This is a genomic window from Mojavia sp. (assembly GCF_059505145.1).
Map to the genome: position 1 here is coordinate 1 of NZ_JCACKA010000100.1, position 21,166 is coordinate 21,166.

General features: G+C 40.8%; 14 protein-coding genes and 1 pseudogene. 9 read left to right on the forward strand and 6 right to left on the reverse strand.

The features are described 5' to 3' along the window. Both AC5JL8_RS28085 and AC5JL8_RS28090 read right to left on the reverse strand, forming a co-directional pair. On the reverse strand, positions 1 to 2,400 hold a 2,400-nt coding region (locus AC5JL8_RS28085), incomplete at its 3' end, for an AAA-like domain-containing protein (protein ID WP_495882968.1). A gap of 36 nt (positions 2,401 to 2,436) precedes the next feature. Beyond that, positions 2,437 to 3,804 carry an AAA-like domain-containing protein gene (locus AC5JL8_RS28090; RefSeq protein ID WP_495882969.1) on the reverse strand — a complete coding sequence of 456 codons (1,368 nt, stop codon included), beginning with the start codon at positions 3,802 to 3,804 and terminating at the stop codon, positions 2,437 to 2,439. A gap of 216 nt (positions 3,805 to 4,020) precedes the next feature. Between AC5JL8_RS28090 and AC5JL8_RS28095 the strand changes: the two genes are divergently transcribed. From AC5JL8_RS28095 to AC5JL8_RS28130, 8 genes and pseudogenes are all read left to right on the forward strand, one after another. Further along, entirely contained in the window at positions 4,021 to 4,308 is a 288-nt protein-coding gene (locus AC5JL8_RS28095) for a 2Fe-2S iron-sulfur cluster-binding protein (RefSeq protein WP_495882970.1), read from the forward strand. Positions 4,309 to 4,373: 65 nt separating this feature from the next. Continuing rightward, positions 4,374 to 4,586 (forward strand): hypothetical protein, encoded by a 213-nt coding sequence (locus AC5JL8_RS28100; RefSeq protein WP_495882971.1) that lies wholly within the window; start codon positions 4,374 to 4,376, stop codon positions 4,584 to 4,586. A gap of 178 nt (positions 4,587 to 4,764) precedes the next feature. Further along, positions 4,765 to 5,520, forward strand: coding sequence for a hypothetical protein (locus AC5JL8_RS28105; protein WP_495882972.1), 756 nt, complete (start codon positions 4,765 to 4,767; stop codon positions 5,518 to 5,520). Positions 5,521 to 5,527: 7 nt separating this feature from the next. Beyond that, entirely contained in the window at positions 5,528 to 6,841 is a 1,314-nt protein-coding gene (locus AC5JL8_RS28110) for an ATP-grasp domain-containing protein (protein WP_495882973.1), read from the forward strand. A gap of 218 nt (positions 6,842 to 7,059) precedes the next feature. Next, positions 7,060 to 8,403: an ATP-grasp domain-containing protein gene (locus tag AC5JL8_RS28115; RefSeq protein WP_495882974.1), complete on the forward strand. Its 1,344-nt coding sequence runs from the start codon at positions 7,060 to 7,062 to the stop codon at positions 8,401 to 8,403. A gap of 147 nt (positions 8,404 to 8,550) precedes the next feature. After that, positions 8,551 to 9,774 (forward strand): ATP-grasp domain-containing protein, encoded by a 1,224-nt coding sequence (locus AC5JL8_RS28120; RefSeq protein ID WP_495882975.1) that lies wholly within the window; start codon positions 8,551 to 8,553, stop codon positions 9,772 to 9,774. Between the two features lie 83 nt (positions 9,775 to 9,857). Beyond that, positions 9,858 to 11,057, forward strand: coding sequence for an MFS transporter (locus AC5JL8_RS28125; protein WP_495882976.1), 1,200 nt, complete (start codon positions 9,858 to 9,860; stop codon positions 11,055 to 11,057). Between the two features lie 401 nt (positions 11,058 to 11,458). Continuing rightward, positions 11,459 to 12,779: pseudogene (locus AC5JL8_RS28130) on the forward strand (IS4 family transposase). Here the strand turns inward: AC5JL8_RS28130 and AC5JL8_RS28135 are convergent. From AC5JL8_RS28135 to AC5JL8_RS28145, 3 genes are all read right to left on the reverse strand, one after another. Continuing rightward, on the reverse strand, positions 12,776 to 13,030 hold the full coding sequence (locus AC5JL8_RS28135; protein WP_495882977.1) for a hypothetical protein: 255 nt from the start codon (positions 13,028 to 13,030) through the stop codon (positions 12,776 to 12,778). The pseudogene AC5JL8_RS28130 and the gene AC5JL8_RS28135 sit on opposite strands and share 4 nt — an antisense overlap. 221 nt (positions 13,031 to 13,251) lie before the next feature. Further along, complete coding sequence (locus AC5JL8_RS28140) at positions 13,252 to 15,876, reverse strand: relaxase/mobilization nuclease domain-containing protein (RefSeq protein ID WP_495882978.1); 2,625 nt, start codon at positions 15,874 to 15,876, stop codon at positions 13,252 to 13,254. Between the two features lie 4 nt (positions 15,877 to 15,880). Further along, positions 15,881 to 16,312 carry a plasmid mobilization protein gene (locus AC5JL8_RS28145; protein ID WP_495882979.1) on the reverse strand — a complete coding sequence of 144 codons (432 nt, stop codon included), beginning with the start codon at positions 16,310 to 16,312 and terminating at the stop codon, positions 15,881 to 15,883. 563 nt (positions 16,313 to 16,875) lie between these two features. Here AC5JL8_RS28145 and AC5JL8_RS28150 point away from each other — a divergent pair. After that, the gene (locus AC5JL8_RS28150; RefSeq protein WP_495882980.1) at positions 16,876 to 17,391 is read left to right on the forward strand and encodes a hypothetical protein; all 516 of its coding nucleotides are present in this window, start codon (positions 16,876 to 16,878) and stop codon (positions 17,389 to 17,391) included. Between the two features lie 555 nt (positions 17,392 to 17,946). On the opposite strand, the gene AC5JL8_RS28155 is transcribed toward AC5JL8_RS28150, so the two are convergent. After that, positions 17,947 to 21,090, reverse strand: coding sequence for a plasmid replication protein, CyRepA1 family (locus tag AC5JL8_RS28155; RefSeq protein WP_495882981.1), 3,144 nt, complete (start codon positions 21,088 to 21,090; stop codon positions 17,947 to 17,949). Positions 21,091 to 21,166: the final 76 nt, after the last annotated feature.

Here is a 21,166-nt window from a genome sequence, read left to right on the forward strand (position 1 = left end):
AGTTTTGTCGTTACTTGCAGAGACTAAAGTTTGTCCATCCGGACTAAAGCTGACACTATTAACAGGTGCATTGTGTGCAGGAATAGTAGTAATTAAAGTACCATCTCGTCTCCAGAGCTTGATAGTTTTGTCGTTACTTGCAGAGACTAAAGTTTGTCCATCCGGACTAAAGCTGACACTATTAACAGGTGCATTGTGTGCAGGAATAGTAGTAATTAAAGTACCATCTCGTCTCCAGAGCTTGATAGTTTTGTCGTTACTTGCAGAGACTAAAGTTTGTCCATCCGGACTAAAGCTGACACTATTAACAGGTGCATTGTGTGCAGGAATAGTAGTAATTAAAGTACCATCTCGTCTCCAGAGCTTGATAGTTTTGTCGTTACTTGCAGAGGCTAAAATTTGTCCATCCGGACTAAAGCTGACACTATTAACAGGTGCATTGTGTGCAGGAATAGTAGTAATTAAAGTACCATCTCGTCTCCAGAGCTTGATAGTTTTGTCGTTACTTGCAGAGGCTAAAATTTGTCCATCCGGACTAAAGCTGACACTATTAACCCAATCGCGATCTTTAACGCGCTTAGCAATCAAATTGCCGTTTCTTTGCCAAAATATTAGAGAAAAATCATTGCTAGCAGAAACAAATACCTGCCCATCAAAGCTAAAATCGATGTCGTTAACCGGGCCTTTGTGTCCATCTAGGCGATTCTGCTCGTGAATTTTGGAAAGTATAGTCAATAAACTGAATAAAGGGCTATAAGCAGGATATTCAGATAGCGACCTTTTATTCGCAACTAAAAGCTTTAACTCTTGGCCAACCTCTACTGCTGAAAGAAGTGCATCAATTTGGCTATATTCAAAGAACTGCCGCCATGTAGTAGTTCCTTTTTGCTCTAATTGCATTCTCTCTAAAGACGTTTGGCGGATAATTATTGCCTGTACTGCTCCGGCGATAGACAAAGCTAGAATAAAGAACCCTACATATATTTGTCGTCTGGTTTGGCGTTGTGCAGCCAGGAATCGTTGGTTTGCTTGTCTTTCCTCTTCCAATGATATTTCTACCTTTCTCTGAGCAGAAGAAATCATTTCCTTTGCTTTTCTCTCAGCATCTAAAGCAAATTGAACTGCTCGTTTATCTAGCTCCTGGCTGGCAGCTAAAAATCGGTAATCTTGGTCACTTAAACTTTTTCCTATGGCCCAGTCTTGAGCATCTCGTAATGCTTGCCCATGTAGTAAATATGCATCATCTTGGCACCCTGCTTCTATCCAAGCCGTTAGTTCTGCTGCATAAGGTCGTAAGCTTGATAATGCTTTATCAACGTAGCCTGAATTGAAAATATCTACATAAATGCGGTTATATACTTGTAGCTTACTTTGATGCTTTATTGCTAGTCCAGTGAGTTGTAATTCTATTTGTTCAGGGCTGCCATCTGCTGATACTTCGTTACATTGCAAAAGTTGTTGATAAATTCCTAAAATCCGCACTACATAGTGTTTAGTACTTAAAATACGATTCCATATCGTTTTTAGATGTTCTGGCTCATCCTGGGATTCCCAATTCTCTATGACATACTTTTGCACTAGCTGCTCAACATCTATTCTTCTGCTTTCTGACTTTTCAGAAACTAGTTTGCACAATTTCTGTGTAAGAAAAGGTTGACCACCCGTCCAATCTAACAATTCTAGTAAAACTGATTCAGGATTATCTACTTGCTCCGCTAATCCTTGAAGCAGTGCTATTTTAGCTTCCTCAAACTTGAATCCTGTGAGTTCGATAGCTCGACCAATATTAAATGGCGTACGCCGTTTATCAAGAATTAAATCTGATGGCGTTGCTACCCCTAATAAGCAGAAGGTGAGACGATTAAATTCTGAATTATCAACTCGTTGGTTATAGCAAGAACGAATAAAGGCGAAAAAATCATCAGTAGAAAAATCTAAACTTTTGACACTATCTATTTCATCGAAAAAAATCACAATTTTTTCGGCGGGAATCTCGATGAGCAATACATCTTCAATAAATAGACTTAGCTGTTGTAAAGCTGATAGCTCTTTATGCTCATCTCGCCAAACTTTTAAGTCAAACTTCCTTGAAAGGCTAAAGCCTCTAACTAACTCAACAACTAACCCCTTATACCACTGGGCTGCTGTAATTTGCTTGCTTCCCAGCTTTGTTATATCAATTGCAGCACAAGCAAACCCTTCAGCTTTTAAAAGTTGCATTGTTCTCACACGCAAGCTGGACTTTCCCATCTGGCGTGAGTTTAATACATAGCAAAACTCACCATCCTTTAGTGCTTTCAACAACTCATGGTCAGCCGACCGCGTTACATAAGTAGAAGCATCAGGTGGTAAGCTTCCTCCAACAGTATATTTGTACTCTATATTGTTAGTTGGGGCCATAACTGCTGTTAAGATTGAGTCATTTTCTAGCAAAACTTAAGGAAGTGTGGCTGTAAAATACTGCCGATACAACTCACAACTCGGCTTTACTTGATTACCGTCAAGTTGTACCAGTCCCATACTATCTAACTGATACATTAACACTGGTTCTAACTGAACTGGGCTACTAGCTGTGATAACTTGCTTGAATGATTGAGCTAACTCTGGGCGTTTTTGAATATATCCCAGGTAGCTCCGTAGATGGTCGCTATAGATTCCGCCCTCAGTAGGAGATGTTTGTAAAAGCTGCTCTAAGGAAATTTTTTCACGCCAAAGATAATATAAGGCTTGCTGGATTAGGTAAGGATGTCCACCTACCATCGCAATCAATTGATTAATATCCTCATCGGACAAACTCAGTCTGTAAAGACTAGCTAAGTGCTGAATTTGCTGTTGATTAAATTCTGACAACTTGATTGGTAGTCCTACATTAAATGGAGATTGATGGATATTTAAGGGAATATACACTTCTGTAGAGTGTGTAACTATTAGTCGAAGGCGTTCCCAGATCTCATTAATTTTGGCTTCCTCATGCCACTCCCTAAGTAATGAGAGAAAGTCTTCGGCAATATCAGGATAGTTGAACACTACATCAATCTCATCTAAACCTATAACAAGGTTACGGTTTGCCTGCTCCAGTAAATGCATTTGGATGTAACTAGTGCAACTTACTTTGCTACCAACTTCCTCATCCCAATAGTTTTCTAGGCTCGGTTTTTGATTGAGTTGGCGACTGGCATTGGCACAGAACCATCGCAAAAATTTATCCAAGCTTATAAAAACTGATTTTTCAGCTTGTCGTAGGTTAATACGTATTACTTGATACTCATACTGTTGTGTGTAAGCTAAAATCCTGTTCAACAGTGAAGTTTTTCCCATTCTTTTAGTACCTTTAATCCGAATTAGCGAACCTGTCCTCAAAATCTCCTGATAACATTCTGACTCGGTGGGAGGACGTTCTATATAGAAGGGAGAATCCAATGCTAATATTCCCTCTGGAAATTCTGGGCTTTTGGGGCTAACAGAGAGATCTGTTTGTTTTCTCAACTCCACTACTTGCCGAAAGCTTGGCTCAGTCGCCTCCTTAAGATTTGAAAAGCAAGATTGATAATGGCGTTCTAGAGTTGCCCGAAAGTTTGTCTTACTAACTCTTTCTCCGAATGTCTCTGACAACAGCCTCCAGAACCTAGGGCCAACATCTTGTTTAAAGTACTTGTCGGTATAACCATGAGCCTCAGCAATCTCTTGGTAGTTCTGTCCCTGCCAAGAACCCCGAATAATTAGTATGTCAACGTCTTTTAAACGTTTGCCTGTTTTGGCATAGACGGATTCATCTACAAATCTCAGAATATCTTCAAAATCCATGAGCGGAATGAGAAAGCTATTTGCTATGGGGTAACTCTGAGTTTATCTGAGTTTTCCTGATCTTTTTTTGATACACCTGATATTCTTCAATTTTCAAACTCAAGCTTACTGCCTCAAACTCCTGAGCTTATCCGTATTGGGGTTTCTAGTTTTATAAGCAATACTTTATTCATGAATTCAAAAGCAAGGACTTTTTGTACGCCACCAAAAAAATGTATGCCAAACATATTAATTAAGCCTTCGGGCGAATTAATTGAACTACCTCGGAATTCAGTCCTAACTCTTTTAGAAGAAGTCAAAGAAACTATTATTCCCTTTGGCTGTCGCGCTGGAGCCTGTGGCGCATGTGTTATTGAAGTACTGGAAGGCACACCAAATCTTACTGAAGCCAATTATATCGAACGGGAATTCTTGACTACTTTAGGTTATCCCGAAGAGTGCTATCGACTTGCATGTCAATGTCGCTTACAAGGTGATATCACGATTCAACCTGTTGGCAGCTAGACTATTTTATCCATCTCTTATTTTGTTTACTTCATCATCCGCTAATCACTAATAGGAAATCACCTATGTACAGTTTACCAAACACAGAATTAAATCCTGAAATACCTTTTTTAGAAACACTACAATCTGCTATTTTATGTGATGGAATAAATCCCTTCGTTGGACAAGATATTGATGTAAATAGCTACATCATTTCTTGTGAAAAAAACTTTGAAAGTGAATCAGTCAATCAGTTGTCTTATCACTTTGAGCAAGAATTTACAAGTACCGATATTTAGTGAACCTAGAACAGTCACTACTCTTTTATATTGGCTTGTGTAGTAATGTCTCACAGAAATTTATTAGTACTCAATACGCCCAAACTTAAATCTGGGGATGCTGTTCAGTATCTCAATCTTGTACTTTTAACTAATTTGTTCCATTTTCACAAATTTCAACAATAACAGGAGAAAAAATATGAATCGTTGTCAAAATACCGGCTTAATTCGTAAAAGACCTTTCTTAAATCCCATCGCATCTGCTAATTTGCGTCAGGAAATTGATAATTTAATTGATTTGCAAATTGATAAATGGGAACAAACAGTTCCTTTTGCCACCCACTTTGAAGGCGAACTAATAAATCAGCGTTATTATCAACGTCACTTGATTGAAACTGTTTGGCGTATTCGCCTTTTACGGGTAGTTGAATCCAAAGCTATAGCGGAAATCGCCAAAGAAAGCCCAGAAGCAGCACAGATTTGGGCAAACTACGAAATGGAAGAAATGCTGCATGATGAACTATTTATCCAAGATTTAGAAAAAGCTGGTATATCCCGCGAAGAGTTATTGAATACTGAACCATACCTGTCTACCAAACTATTAGTTGGTTTCTTCTCTTATCTATTGGATCACGAAGGATCTCTTGGCGTTTTAGCTTATTCCTATCTTGTAGAATATGTCAACGTCAAAAAGGAACCGAAGAAAATTGATGCCATGAAAAAAACCATTGGTGTCGATAAAATTGGCGGTCAAATCGCTCATTCTTATACCGATACTAATGATGACCATCCAGGTGAAGTGTGGAATGCTATTCGTTACATTATCAAGGACGACGAAGATATCGCTAGCCTGAAAAGGTATCTGCAAGAACAACAGGAAATTCTCGCTATGTACTTCCGTGAAATTTACGCAGACATCGTTGAGTCTGCTCAAAAGGAATCAGTAGCAGCATAAGGAAACTATGAATCAAACAGGTGTTTTATTACTAAGTCACTGCGGTTATTCCTTCATGGAAGAACTGATTAGTAATGTTGCTACACACAGTTTAGAGAGTTTTGTACTCTCTTCCCTTCCTCTCCCTGCAAATAGTCACCGGATTCAGGAATTGCAAGCAAAAAGTGCGTGGTTTGCAGTCACCGAAAACCATGCCCTTACCTGGGAAGATGTAGAACGGGTAATGCAAAAATTAGCAGCACAGGGTTACTCCATAGTTTGCTGTTTGAGTGTTTGGGAAGGCTATCGCACCTTTATGGCAAAAGCCAATCAAATCCTTGGTGTAGCTGATATCGAACCCGCCCAAGTCGAATTACTATTGAATAAATATGAATTACGGCAGCAATTAAATCAAGCAGGTCTGAGCCAAGTTGATTCTGTATTACTTAACGAACGCACATGGCTAGATTTGCAATCCAAAGGCAAATCGGCTTTTGTCAAACCAGTCACAGGTATTGCTTCCTACGCCACCTTTCGTTTAACCGCAGACAAAACCTGGCAAGATATCGAAAAGATTCAGAGTGAGATAGCAAGCGACTTGATATACAGCTCGATATTTTCTGCCAATCGTGGTTTTATGGCAGAAGATTACATTCCCGGACAGGAGTTTAGCTTTGAGATTATGGCTGTTGACGGACAACCGTTCGTCGTTGCTATTCATGAAAAGGTAGAGGTAGACGAATCTGGTAGTGCAGTTTTAGAAAATGCCTGTGTTGCACCACCCATTAGCTTGGATGAGATACAGCTAAAAAAAGCTAGAGCTTGGATTGAACCAATTTTTCAACATTTGCAGTTGCAATGGGGTTGCTATCATCTTGAAGCAAGGTGTTACAACGACCATTGGGAAGTAATTGAAATCAATCCACGAGTTGGAGGGGCGTTAATTTCCCCGAGTGTCAGTATATTGACGCTGGGGATCAGCATGACCCAACTATGGCTGAATAATCTGCTGTACCAAATAGATGAAGAACAGTTACAGCAAAAAAACCAACTGGCAAAGTTTGACCTGGGTACAGTAACTTATCAACCAAGTCCAATGAGCAGTTATTTTCGGGTTTATTTTGCCAAACCTGGTCGAATTCGCACAATTCAACAGAACATTTGCTGTTTAGAACCCGATATTGTGCAGGTGTCTTTAAAGGCAGGCACAGAGGTAGTGGAAACGGTGCGAGAAGTGTTTCTTGGACAAATTCTCTGGGCTATTCCTGAAAACAAAAAGAATCAGCTGCTGCCAAAATTAATCGCTGAATCTCGAAATACTATTCAAGTTGATTACGAGTAATGAGCTACTGAGCTTTTAGATTGCATATTTTTTCCTAAAAGCTATCAAGAGTCAAAAATTACTTTGGTCTGTTGACTCTTGATAGCTTACAAAAATTAGCAATCTACAGTTCGAGATGACCAAGAGAAATTCTACCAATTCAAAATCACCGTTCGCGTAGCGGCAACCACAGGAGAGGTTTTTCTCTAAAAGAGAAATGTTATTACTGCATAAACAATATGATGAATATCACAGAAAATTCCGATTCTTTTTTGCTAATTATTGATTACAATCTCAGCCGTATTGATGATGTCGCTTCTATGCGGAAGTATGCCTATGAGCGTTATGGCGTGAAAACACTTCTGCTCCGCGCCAACCCAGCTCCACATGATTATCGGATTGCTGACGTTGTATTAGCACTAGATCCCTGTAGCTCAGACTTCGTAACCGCTGGGCTCAAGTCACTGGAGCCTTTTCGCCAACAGTTACGAGGTGGTTTAGTATTCTCGGACAATGCAGTACAAAGTGGCGCCCAGTTATTAGAACAATTAAACTTGCCTGTAGATAACGCCACTTTAGCAGCTGGGGCTTTTTCCAAAATTCTTTATCGTCAGATTGAAGCTCAACATCAATCAATATTAGAACCTCAAGGCATGTTTATCCCTGCCCATGCCATTATCCATAATGCTGACGAGTTATTGGATTTTGTGCGCCATCATCCTGGAGGTGTAGTATTAAAACCTGCTTGTGAAGGCAATAACCGAGGAGTAGTGTTTTTAAATGCTAACGCAGATTTACGGCAAGCTTTACAAGAAGTTGAACCTTATTTCTCCGGTGGAATTATCTGCGAACAGGTAATTCCCTTACGAGAGGAATATTCTTTTGATGGGCTGGGACATTTGCACTTCCTGACAGAAAAATGTAGTGCTAGTGGTCGTTACCCAGTAGAAACAGGTCAGATTTTACCAGCCAGATTGAGCCAGGCTCAAGAGCATTTACTAACTCGTGTTGGTAAGTTAGCGAATGTTTTAGTAGGCCAGTGTAATGGGCCGTTCCATAACGAAATCAAGATTGACAAAGATGCTACTCAAGCCGGCGTTGTTGAACCCAACCGTCGTCCTGCGGGTATGAAGATTTGGTCGCTCGCTGAACGAGTGTATGGTTTGAATTTTTATCATCTTTGGGTTGATAAAGTATTAGGTCAGCCCTTGCCAAAGCAATTACCTACTCCGCAAGGAGTTGCAGCTACGATTATGCTTGGGTGTCCCCATGATGGTTATCTAGACCTAGCAGCAGTTAAAGATGAACCAGAACGCTTGTTTAACAGAGCTTTAAAGCTATACAACAAAGCTGCAATTAACCAGGAACTAGAATGGTTTGATTTTACCCTACTGCCAATTCAGAGAAACTGGGTGAGAGCTATTCCCAAAGATAATGGTGATTTTATCGCAATGGTTTGCGTATATAGTCCCAATGCCAAGCTAGATGTTTTCGGTTTGAAGACCACCATTAATGATTGTTGGCAAAAGGTTATAGGTCATTATATTTATCAAGAAGAACCCACGATGGTTTTGGCTATTTAAACAAAAATTGCCATAGGATATGAGGCATTGATAATGAGATTCTGATGTTCTAGTTGTTGACTATTCGCAGTGGCACATCCGTTGAGTTTATAGTTTTAAGGCTTAGTGACTAACTGTTTTTGTTATTAGTAAATTCAAGGAATACTCATGAAAATTTTGATTTTACATCGGATTCCATACCACAAAATTGATTACCATCGTGGCATCGACCATAATCTTCATGAAATCACATATGTTGGTACTGAAAAAGCACTGAGCAATATTCCAGAATTTTTGAATTGTAAAAAGTTGATTCGACCAGGGGTTACTAAAACTGCGGATGAAGTCATTGAATTAATTGAACAACAACAGTTGCAGTTTGAGCAAGTCATATCGTTATCTGAATACGAACTTCTGGATGCTGCGAAAATACGAGAACATTTTGGTATTCCCGGCTCTACCCTGGCGCAGGTAGAAAAAGTACGTAACAAAGTCATTATGAAAGCCATTGTTGGCGCTGCTGGAATTCGCGTACCTGAGTTTTTACCTCTATCACAGCTAGAACAACTGCCCAAGTGGGAAGGGCAAGTTGTTGTAAAACCAGTTGATGGCGCATCTAGTGAAAACGTGAAGGTATTTGCTTCTATTCACTCATTGCTTTTGGCTTTACAGTTGCAGAATACCGGAATTGATTTGCTGGATCGGGACAACCCGGATTTGGCACAGTTTGAAGTGGAAGAATTTATCCAAGGGGCTATTGTTCATTTTGATGGTTTAGTGCAGAATGGCGAAGTGAAAGTTGTACTCGGCAGTCAATATGTAGGGGATTGTCTGGGATATGCTAATGGTCAGCCTTTGGGATCTGTGCAAATTGATATTAGTGATGAAGATAAAGTATGGATCGGTCGAGTTTTGAGTGCTGTTGAACTTAACAATGGCAGCTTCCATTTAGAGGCAATTGCTAATAAAAAAGGTTTAGTATTCTTGGAAGTTGCTAACCGAGTGGGCGGGGCTGATGTAGTTGATACTTTTAATTTGGCTACCAATATTCATTTGCCTTCAGCAGAACTAAAAATATGGCTGGGCGAGGAGTTGGAATTTCCAGAAACTACTAATAGAGCCAATAAATTTGGTTGGTATGTTTTTCCTGGTCACCATTATCAAGCAGATTACTGCCGCATCTCTGGACATGAAAGGTTTCGCAATCATCCCTATATAGTACGCTGGAACCAATTGTCTACAGAGCAAAAGTTGCCCCAGCATATTACTTACCAAGCAATTGAAATTCCGCTAGCTGGTGTTATCGGTAGTGACAGCAGCGAGTCGTTACAGAGTTTTCTACAAGAACTATTTGCTCAAGTAAATATTGAACCAATCAAGAGTTCAGTATAACTCTTGGAAGTGAGTGCTTGCACTCAGATACCAGTCTTTGTAACAGCCTTAATTGATGAATAATTACGACAGGTAGGCAAGTTGTGAATAATTTCAAAGTTATTCAGTTTTTAGTATCACGTTTTTGTTCAGCTTTGGGTGATCAGTTTTTATTGTTTGCGGTTCCATTGATTATTTATAAAAGCACTCAGAATGTTTCACTAGTTGGGTTGGCTTTTTTTATTGAATGGACTCCGCGAGTACTTTCTCTCCCTATTGCTGGATCTTTTAGTGATCGCTTGGGCGGCAAAAAAGTTTATTTACTCGCCGACTTTGTGCGGATGACGGTTTGTTTGTTGGGTTTCTTGTTGATCAAGCTATTTCCCACTAACATATTCGTCATTGTCAGTCTGGTGATGAGTATTTGCGCGTTTTTTTATGCACAAGCCTTTATTGCAATGGAATCCACGGTTCCCAAATTGGTAAGTAAGGCAGATTTACCCAAAGCACAAAGCATCCTTCAGGGGATTGACCAAACTTCTAGCATTTTTGGCCCCGCGCTAGCTGCAATGTTGGCACTGTATTTAAAAAACCAAGATTTTTTATTGATTGCCGCAGGACTATTCTGTTTAGGTTTTCTAGGTGTTACATTGTTAGGTTCAGCCTTAAATGTACAGATTGCTAAGTCAAGTAAAAAGCAGATTTGGCGTGATATTGTCCAAGGGGCTAAGGTACTGCTAGACTATCCTAACCTGCTGACCTTAACGGCACTCAGCATTCTAGTTAACCTAATTATTGGCATAGCGCTAGCAACTGGTGCGCCATTAATCACTGGTACTTTTAATAAGCCTGACAGTTACTTTGGTGTGTTAAATACCACTGCGGGTCTGCTAGGGGTAGTCTCCTTTTTCCTAGTGCCTAAATTAACCAAGCACTTTAGCGTGTTCAGCCTGGGTATTACTGCCTACCTTGCCGTCTTGTGCGGAGGTATGTTAATGGGTTTTGCTAATAATTTTTACCTGTTTGTGCTGGGTTATGCATTAGCCTCCGGTTCTACTGGTTTGTTTAATGTATACATCCGTACTGAGCGCGTCCAATGGATTCCTAGCCAACACTTAGGCAAGACTGTAGGGTTAATTGTGCTGTTAAACCAATTAAGCCTACCAGCAGCAGGTATATTGGTAGCCGTAGGTTCTGGGCGCGTGGGAACCAAATCGTTATTTATTTTGAGTAGCCTAGTAGCCGCAGTGTATATTGCCTGGATATACAAGCCTTTGAAAACTCAATCGAAAACTAATACGTAATATTTATTTACGAATCCACGGGCCCACATTCCGCAGGTGCGCTCGTAAATGCTGCATTTTAGAAGTATGACAGCATCACTATTAAATATCAGGGTACAGGAAATCAAACATAAGGCCCATTGGGGACAAGTTAAAAGTAAGTAAATTTTGTCAATACCTCTTTGAGAGTAAATATATTTGCATAAGAATGATAATCGTAGCTCAGGGGAGGAGGCGAGCGACGCTCGCCTCCTCCCCCACCCTCATGTTTGATTATCATTATCGTACTGGCTTGCTAGGATGATTTGCTGACCAAAAAATTATGTGAAACTCAGTTAAGACAAATACTTGAGCAATTGTAAAAAACTGTGAGTAGTAGCCGTAAGACCAATCGAGATCATGCCAAAAAGAAGCAACGGCCGATGGTGGAAGACGAAGTAATAGCATCGCATCTGTCGGCATTACTAACCCCAGCCATTACATCCCAAGAAAATTACTATCGGCAACTAGGATTAAGAGACAGAATTCTCAACTTAGCATTAATGGTAGCGGCGGTATTAACCCTGCTCTGGCGTGATGTGGCTGGAGTCACAGAATTGACCAGAATGTTAACGCGAGAAGGTTTTTTGTGGTGTAGACCCCTTGAGGTTAGCCAGCAAGCAATATCTCAAAGGTTTTTAACTTTTCCGGCTCAATTATTCGAGAAAGTATTTAAAGATTTATTGCCACATTTACAAGCTTCATGGCAAAGCAGAAACCAACGTAAAATCCCAGAAAGTGTTGAATTTACTTTGACGAAATTTGAAAAGATTTGGATAGTAGACTGTTCAACTCTAGAAGCGTTATTTCAAAAACTTGAAAGTTTAAAAGATGCACCTCCTGGTAAGTTAGCTGGAAAGATGTCCACAGTAATAGATTTAAAAAATCTGTTGCCTGTGGAAATATGGTGAGCGTGAGAATCCCAGAACTGCTGATACAAAGTTTGAAGCAGATATTTTAAATTTAGTTACTCCTAATACCCTGCTTTTATTAGATAGAGGATTTTATCACTTTAATTTTTGGCTACAACTAATTGCTAAAAATGTAAACTTCATAACCCGGTTAAAAAAGGGAGCAGCGATTCATGTCCAACAAGTGTTTACAGATAGCTTTTCTTTACGCGACCGTCTGATACGTCTTGGCTCTGGCACTAAGAAAACTCCGTTTGTTACTTTACGTCTGGTCGAAGTTCGTTCAGCTAAGACATGGCATTCTTATTTAACCAACGTACTTGACCCTACTGCTTTACCTCCATACGTTGTCGCTGATTTATATCGTCGCAGATGGCGGATTGAAGATGCTTTTAATACTGTCAAGCGGCTTTTGGGTTTAAGTTATTTATGGACTGGTTCAATCAATGGTGTTCAATTACAAATTTGGGGTACTTGGTTATTTTATGCTGTCTTAGTTGATTTAGGTGATGCTGTAGCAGACGAACTTTCTCTACCTTTTGACTCCATTTCTTTAGAGATGATTTATCGCGGTCTTTATCATTTTTATGTGGCTCATCAAAAAGGTTTAGCAACTGAGCCTATTAAGTATTTCGCTGCGCCAGAAAATCAAGATTTAGGTATTGTTAAACGACAACGAAAACCAAACATGAAGCTCATCGTTGCACCCTTCCCTGATAAACAACGAGGCACACCTGGATTTTTCTTTCAGCCATCTTCTCAAACCCCCTTGACAACTACCTCACAACCTTAACTTGTGACCAATGGCTTTGAAGGCATTGGCAGCGTCGTCCACAAGAACCTTTCCCCTTCCGACTGTGCAACAGGTTCATAAAGTAAATCCGTCTTTTTTAACCAAAAATCTGCCTGTTCTAACAGCTGGTTAATAGCCATTTCTTGAACCATTGGGGAGCTATAAATCATTTGCTGTAGATCCATAGCTATCTGTTTTTTGCCCTGACCATAGTTTGGGTCTAACCGTTTACGCCGTTTTGCTTCACCCATTACCTATGCCTCTGGATTCATCTAAAATTTCCCTAATAAATTTGTGGTCACTCACGCTGAATTCAATTCAAATTACCACAATTCAAGCAAGTCTTAACAAATAGGCGGCGCAGCGGAGTGTCTGCCGCTGCCTGCGACTATTTCGGTAACTCAACGAGTGGTCTTGTGGCAGTGACAGACACCGCCTATTTGAGCGAAGCGGTTAAGACTTGCGCCACCAACTAGAGGGACAGACCTTTACTGGATCTTCTTTGTTGTTGCTGTTTTTCTTCTATAATTTCTTGCAATACCTGGTTGCAATCGTGCCAAAACTGAATGTCATTTTTCTCTAATTCCCCTACATTAATTGCTGAATACTCAAGCTCACCTGACTGATTTCGGTTGAGTGACACGCGAAAAATTTCTCCGCGTTCATCATGAGTAAATACTAATTCTTTTCCTTGTTTTGACAGTGTTGCACGTTTAAACCTAAGGCTATGTTCACCTTTTTCTTGTAACTGCCAGTTGAGTAATTTCACAGTAACAGGGATAGCTATAGCTAAATATTCCGACTGCAATTGCTGTTTATTATCGAGTTGCTGTTCTGGTTGTTCCTGCCTGGATGCCAGTTTATTTTGCGCGATTAGCACTAATGCTTTAGCTTCATCATGAGTCCATCCGGCGGGACTGACTAGAATAATTTCTTCCACATTTTGTACTGGCTGATTATCTAATAATGCCCTATAAGCAATTTCTTTATCTCGGTCTGTCACTAATAAAGAGTGCAAGTCAGCACTGTAATATTTGTATAACTCGGCTGATACCTCTGGATTTATCTTTGGTTTTGGAGCGATTAATTTTTGATTTAATGCTGCTGTTAGCTCTTTATAATTCGCGTTAACTTCAGCCAATCCCTGACGATATTGCTCAATTGACTGGCTCAATAATGGTACGGCTTCTGTTAGAACTGACTCAACGGCTGATTGCTCAACATAGTCAACTATTGCCTTGATTGCTTTCTGCGATACCAAGTCTTTTTCTGCTTTAGTTAATGCTGCTGTTAGCTCTTTATAATTCGCGTTAACTTCAGTCAATCCCTGGCGATATTGCTCAATTGACTGCCTCAATAATGGTACTGTTTCCGCCAGAATTGACTCAACTGCTGACTGTTCAACATAGTTAACTATCGCCTTGATTGCTTTTTGTGATACTGAGTCTTTTTCTTTTGGAGTTAATGCTGTTATTAGCTCTCTATAATTCGCGTTAACTTCAGCTAATCCCTGGCGATATTGGTCAAATGACTGCCTCAACGATGGTACTACCTCTACTAAAACTGACTCAACGGCTGACTGTTCAATATAGTCAACTATCGCCTTGATTGCTTTTTGCGATACCAAGTCTTTTTCTGCTGGAGTTAATGCTGTTATTAGCTCTTTATAATTCGCGTTAGCTAGAGCTAATTCCTGGCGATATTGCTCAATTGACTGTCTCAATAATGGTACTGCTTCTGCTAGAACTGACTCAACTGCTGACTGTTCAACATAGTCAACTATTGCCTTGATTACTTTTTGTGATACCGATTCTTTTTCTGCTGGAGTTAATGCTGTTATTAGCTCTTTATAATTCGCGTTAGCTAGAGCTAACCCCTGGCGATATTGCTCAATTGACTGGCTCAATAATGGTACTGCTTCTGCTAGAACTGACTCAACTGCTGATTGCTCAACATAGTCAACTATTGCCTTGATTGCTTTTTGTGATACTGAGTCTTTCTTTTCGTGTGCCAGTAAGGATAAAGCAACACTTTCATCCTGACATACCTCTGATGATGCCGGGTATATCTGGGGATTAATTTCAGCTATAGCTGGAGAATTAACCACAGATATTTTGGGGATTACCTGCTGATTATGTTGCTGATTATTTACAGATTTTAAGAATTTATTTAAGCGTTTAATTTCGTTATCGTCCCGCTGAGGGTCGTAGTTTATTCCTAATTCTGTCTGGAGTTTGCTGAAAGAACACTTATATTTATTGAGATTACCTCCTTGTTTCCAGAGCAAGCGAAGGCTACCATCTTCATTAACTGAACCGACATCAATCCCAAACTTAATACCCCTTACGCCGCCGTGACTGTAATAACTAACCACAGCTTTAACTTGATACTCCCTCCATAATTGCTCAATAAACTGAGGCATTATTGGTTTATTTACTGCCACCTCTTCAATCGCTCGGCGCATTATTTCTTCACCGGGAAGCCCCAAATCCTCGACTCGTTCTAGTTGATTTCGAGTCATAGCTTTACGTTTACTTTCCCAACTACAAGGGACAGGTGTTAGTTTAAATTCTCGCTCTAGTAGTCGGGCGGAGTGTTCCGAATGGGCGTAATTATTCCAGGTACGAATAGAAAGACCATCTAGGTTATTAACTCTAGATGCAACGATATGTGTGTGGTCGTGTTCTTTGTCAGAGTGCCGCGCTATAAAAAAGTCATAAGCTGGTAATTCTGTCTCAATAAATTCATCAACTAGTTGGTTTAGCTTGGTGTCAGATATTCTTTTTAGAGGCTGTTTAACCTGGGATTCTTCCCCTTTTAACCGCGACAGCACAACAACGTTGGCAAAGTGTCTCTCAGATATTTTGGCTAATTCTTCCTCATTAAGTGTCCTGTCAGTTTTTGGTATTGACAGCATTAGGTGATAGCACGGGTCTTGGAGTTGGGGGTTGAGATTGGCTGATAATCGGAATTGCTCAACTAGTTTATTAGTTGTTTTACCATACATATTCCCGCCAATAATTTTAGCTTTCTCTTTATCTATGACGTATTTAGTAGTGCCACGAAATGACTTATTAGCTTTAATTTTGGTAATCATTTCGCTACTCCTCGTCTGAGATTGATTGAGATAAGCTGGCGTGAGTTTGTTCTAATAAGGCAGTTAATTCTTTAATTGTTTGCAGATATTCTTTAACATCGCTGGTTAGCGGTTGCCTACCAATTTTCACCGCTTCGTTAATCGCTCTGGTTTGCTGGTTGAGATTATTCCCAATTTTTTTTAGTTCGTAGATAGCTTGTCGGTTAACTTCTGGAATAGTTAACTTTGGGTGTGGCAGGGGGTAATCAAATAACCTTGCTCTTATATAATCACTTTGTACCACTCCATTACACCGTTGTTCTAGCCTTAATTTCTCTGCTGTGCTGACTCTAAAGGTAATCGTTATTTCTCGCTTATCATCGGGTTCTACTACCCGATTACTTAGCGCGATCGCCAGTTGATCACTTAAAGCTTGGCGGGGGTCAGTTTGAGTCATAACCTACAAATAATCTAGGAGTAATGGGGGTTTGGGGGACACCCCCAACAAGCAATTCACGCCGCTTTACCCGAAGGGTAAAGTAGCGCGCAGCGCGTTACGGCGTATTGCTTGCCTATGCCTCAGCGACGGGGTAGGGCAAACCAAAGCCAGGGGGCAGTCCGCGGATATGACTGCAACACCATCGTGCGGAATCTGGGGCAATCCCTTAGATAAGCCATAGGAGCTAGGGCTGGTGATAGCCCAGAACTTATTTTCTGTTTCTGCTTTTTTTAGCCTAGTCTACCTTAGTAACTCTGTAGCTAATACTTGTTGACATTCCTCACATCTGGACAAGATTCTTAAAGTTACTGTGTCTAGCTCTTTTTTACAATGGAGGAATTTATTACTACCAAGACTAGGGTGTTGGGGGTAGGGTGTGGGGTGTAGTGAAAAGTGCATAATCATCATCTTTTTGTACATCCTCGCCTCTTACCTGCATGGATTAAGCCGCAAGGATTCATTGATATGAATTCCTACCCAACACCCAACACCCCATACCCAACACCCGATATTTTCCGACTATGCCCCGTAAACCTAAAGCTGTTCCTTTATCCAAGCTAGAAGATATCCAATCTAGTCTTAAACACAAAGCTGCTACTCCTAAAACTATCAGTCTAGAGGAGTTAATCAAAACTCTCGCTCAACCTATTCAGGATATGTTGGATGCTGGTTATGACTATGAGGATGTTGCTGATGTTTTCCAGGGGCATGGGGTAGAACTCGCGGCCAGTGGAATTAAGAGTTTCCACAAGAAAGCTTTGACAACGGCTGCTAATACATCTGGTGATAATTCGCTTGGTTCACCTGAGGAATTAAATTCTCAATCATCATCTCAATCGACCTCACAAGAGATTTCTAATGGTGATGGCTCGTCTAGTTCATTGCCCTATACAAGTGAACAATCCTCGGATTCAACAAATAAAACCACTAAGGCCAAGAAAGCAAGAGCTAAGGAGCCAGAGAATAAATCCAAACCAACTAGCCAACCAAACAGGTTAACTTTTGAGCCAAAAATTTACAGTGATGATGAATTATAAACGACTAACTATTTCAGACAAGCAGTAGTGTTTTTTGAGCCAAAATTGATTTTATAGTCACAGCCTTCAACAAATACTACTAAAGAAATACATTTGTAATCTCAGACTGTACTGCGTCTGTATTAGAACATACCTCTAAATGGTCTACGAAAATTTGCGGCTGTTTGCGGCTGTTTGCGGCTGATTGCGGCCAGTTGCGGCTGGAAATCAGAAAAGCCAGTAATTTCGTTTGCGGCTGATTGCGGCTGATTGCGGCTGATTGCGGCTGATTGCGGCTGGAAAAAAGGGGTTTTCGGGTAGGTTATTTTAAAGGTGTACTCACTTTACTTTCGCGCCCCAAAGGGTGGCTTCGCCATCCTTCGCTTCGCTCAGGACACAAAAGTAGTTCGCCCTACGGGGTTTTTTGGTAGTACAAAGTGCTGCATTTGTAGCATAAAATCTGCGCGTTGAGAAACGTTTGGGGACTGAGCCAAATTAAAGACGACAATGAACAGCACTGCAATTAAATATTGAGTGCAAATATTAATTCAACAATTTATTTGGTTTATTTCACATTCAATCCATTGGTGTAAGTTCACAGATGGGTCGCAAAATGACAGCATTGTTAGTTAAGTTATTGCATCTAGCTCTACTGTCTAGTGTCAAGCTCTGAACCTGAAATTGGTCGTCAAATCCAACAATTGTCACAACACAGCCAATTAGTTCATCTGCAATAGATTCGGGTTTAAGTTGGTCTGGATCTCCCACAGTATTTTTAGTATTAAAAGGCATACCAGATCCAGACAATTCACCATGATCATGAAGCTGTTCGCGTCGTGTGGCACGTCTCTCTAAAACGGACATCAAGCTGTGCCATACAAGAGAATCAAGTCGGCAGACTTTGATTTTTTGCTTTTCAAAACCCGGCTCAAACCTCGACCAACGAAATGCAATTTTAATTCCGAACTGCGAGAGCAGCTGATGTACAACCTGCATATCACTAATTTTTTCGCTGATAGTGCGGTTGAGGTGAGTGAGTATTTCCGGGGCATAAAGACGTATTTTATCAGCGTAGGGTTTTAGGTCGGCTTTCGTCCATTCTTTATGAGGATCTAAAAAATCGTTTAATCCTAATGCTTCGCGGATTTTTCGCCGCAGTGCTGTACCGGAGATATCCCAGGGGCAAACACCTTGATTCCAAGAGGCTTGTTTTTCTAATGATTTGGCTGTTTTATCGAGTGATAATTCTGGATTGAGTTGCGCCTCTAAGTTGAGTAGTTCTCCACGTCGTTGGCCACTTTTATCCCACAACACATCTTCTACTGTTAGCTCATCTAAACAGTAAAAATCTTTGATATGGAATTTTGTTACTGCTAGTGTATCTTCTGGCGAAATGGCTTCTAAGGATTCTAAAACTACCACCTCTGCATAAGTTAAATCGGCGGCGGCAACTATATTTTGAGCTTCAAGCAATTGAATTTCTTCTTTGGCTTGCTTTAACAAAACTTTGACTGCTGATTGGGATTGCCGCTCATCGATTTTGATGTGATGCCCTTCGTGTTTGAGTCGAATTAATAGCGCGTCCCTTAGATTCATCATCGAATAATTCTGCTCGGCACTAATTCGGGCATAGAGATTAACATGGGGGTTATCTTGCCAATTGTAATTAGCAATTTCTCCAACAACGTCAGGTCTGAGGTTGGAACGAATTAAGCTAACGGTGGCATCGGTTCTTTGTTTTAATTGGTTTTTAATTTCGAGAGAATTGCAGTCGCGCGAAACTTTACAGTAGTTTGTACCACGTTCGGCACACCAAACCACACGGTCTACATTGTCTCGTACCCGAACTAAGGATTGGGACATATCCGCGTCGGTAGATGATGCGCCGGTGAAAATCCCATAGACTTTTTCAATGACATCTAATAGTTCAATGCTGACTCCCGTGGCGATTGTGGGAGTACAAATAATAACGTCATATAATCCTTGGGCAATGACAGCATCGGGTGTTTTCATAAACCGTTTTTCAACTGTATTGCCGCTGGTTTCAGAGTTAATTAACAGGATTCTAATTTCTGGGATGGCTTTAAGTAGCAGTCGCGCTGTTGCCTTGCTAGTGGCTTTGCTATCTGTGGTAACATACAGCGTCTTGCCAGGCTGTAGTTGACGCGCCGAGGTAATTAAATCGTTGACGAGCGCAGATTTATCTTTAGCTTGAATAAAAGTTACATGGTACGGTTGGGGTTTATAGTCGTTGCGAATTAAGAAAATGGGTGTACCATCTCCCTTCAGTTCTCTAAGGTAGTGTAGGGTCTGGTTATTTAAATCAGCATCAGCAGCAATAATCCTCCTGGCCACTCTAATCAACTCACCAAACCTTGCAAGTAATGCGGGGCGTTTGCCGTTGCGATCGCAGGTGCTAGAGGTGAGTAAGTGACGCACTACCTGAACAATTTCATCAATAATTAAGTCACAGCCGACAAATTTTTGTGGGTCGATAGCTAAGAGTGAATCAACACAAAAACCAATTCTGAGGGTATAAGCTGCGCCTTTGATAAAATTACCGTTAAATTTATCTAAGTCGCCACGGTAATCTAAGTTAGCTCTGGCACATAAATTTTGTACCAGTGCAATTCTGTGGCTGGCAGCTAAGACTTTCTGAGAAACAGCTGTGGTTTTGGCGATAAACTTAGTTTTACCTGTCCCTTTGCTGGAGTCGATGCCAATAATCCCTGACTGGGGTAAGTTTTTGATTTCTAAGGTGGATAAGTCAGCTGTGGTCAGTTGTAATGAGGGTTCGTAAGTTAAACGATTTTCTAAGCGTTGCCACAGTTGCCAGTGTGTTAGTGGTAGGGCTTGATTTAAAGCTGTTGACCAAGCTTTGATCCCAGCGTTAACTATTAGGTCATCAACACCTTTACACTGTCCAGAGTGACCCTTCCAGATGGCGATATCAGTCTTGCTGCCAGCTTTCATCAGTAATCGGCTAAAGCGATATATGGCAGCGTTCACCCGTTTCTGAGTGGCTGTGTTTGTGTCTTGGTCAAAGGCTAGGGTAATGTGTCTGTCTTTAACAGCAAATCTTGCTATGTCTTTTATCAGGTAAGGTTTGATGGGGTTGCCTAGTGAATCAAGAGTGCGGTAGCCACCGTTAATGCCGTAAAGGGCGATGGCTACGTATCCCTCTGACAACAGGCATAAAGATTTTTTACCGCCTTCTGTAATGATGATTGGGATTTCTGGGTGAAGCTCTAGCCAGTCCCAAAAACTTTCTCCTGCTGGTGGCACTTCCACACTGTAGCGGTTGGCAATTAAGCGTCTAGTTTCTCGGTTAATGGCAGGCAGATAGGCGCGTGAGCCGTTGCCAATTGGGGTTTCGTATTTTTGAAGTTTGCCTTTTTTCGTGTCGGTTCTGGGGTTACTCAGTTTGGCTTGCCAGGGAGTGCCGTCTTCGTTCAACAGCAGTGCCGCGTAAAGTCTTGGTTTCGCTTGATGTCCAAATCTAGTGTATTTCCAGTTCAGTGCATCATGTATTGGGGTAGCAACCTCCCCGCCAGCATTGATTTCTAAGTCAGAGATGATGCGGATGTTTTCTCTGTAGAGTGAAACGGCGATCGCGCTAAGAGCAATAAATTCTCTTTCGATTCGGCTAGTAAACTCCTCGATGCTCTCGACTGGCAATAAGTTTTGAGCAGATGGTAGAACACTTGATAAATTTTTCAATTTCCTTCTCCAAACTGGGGTGATATTGCCCTCGCCCAGAAAAGACTGTTGTTTAACTTTTATCTACGGAAATATA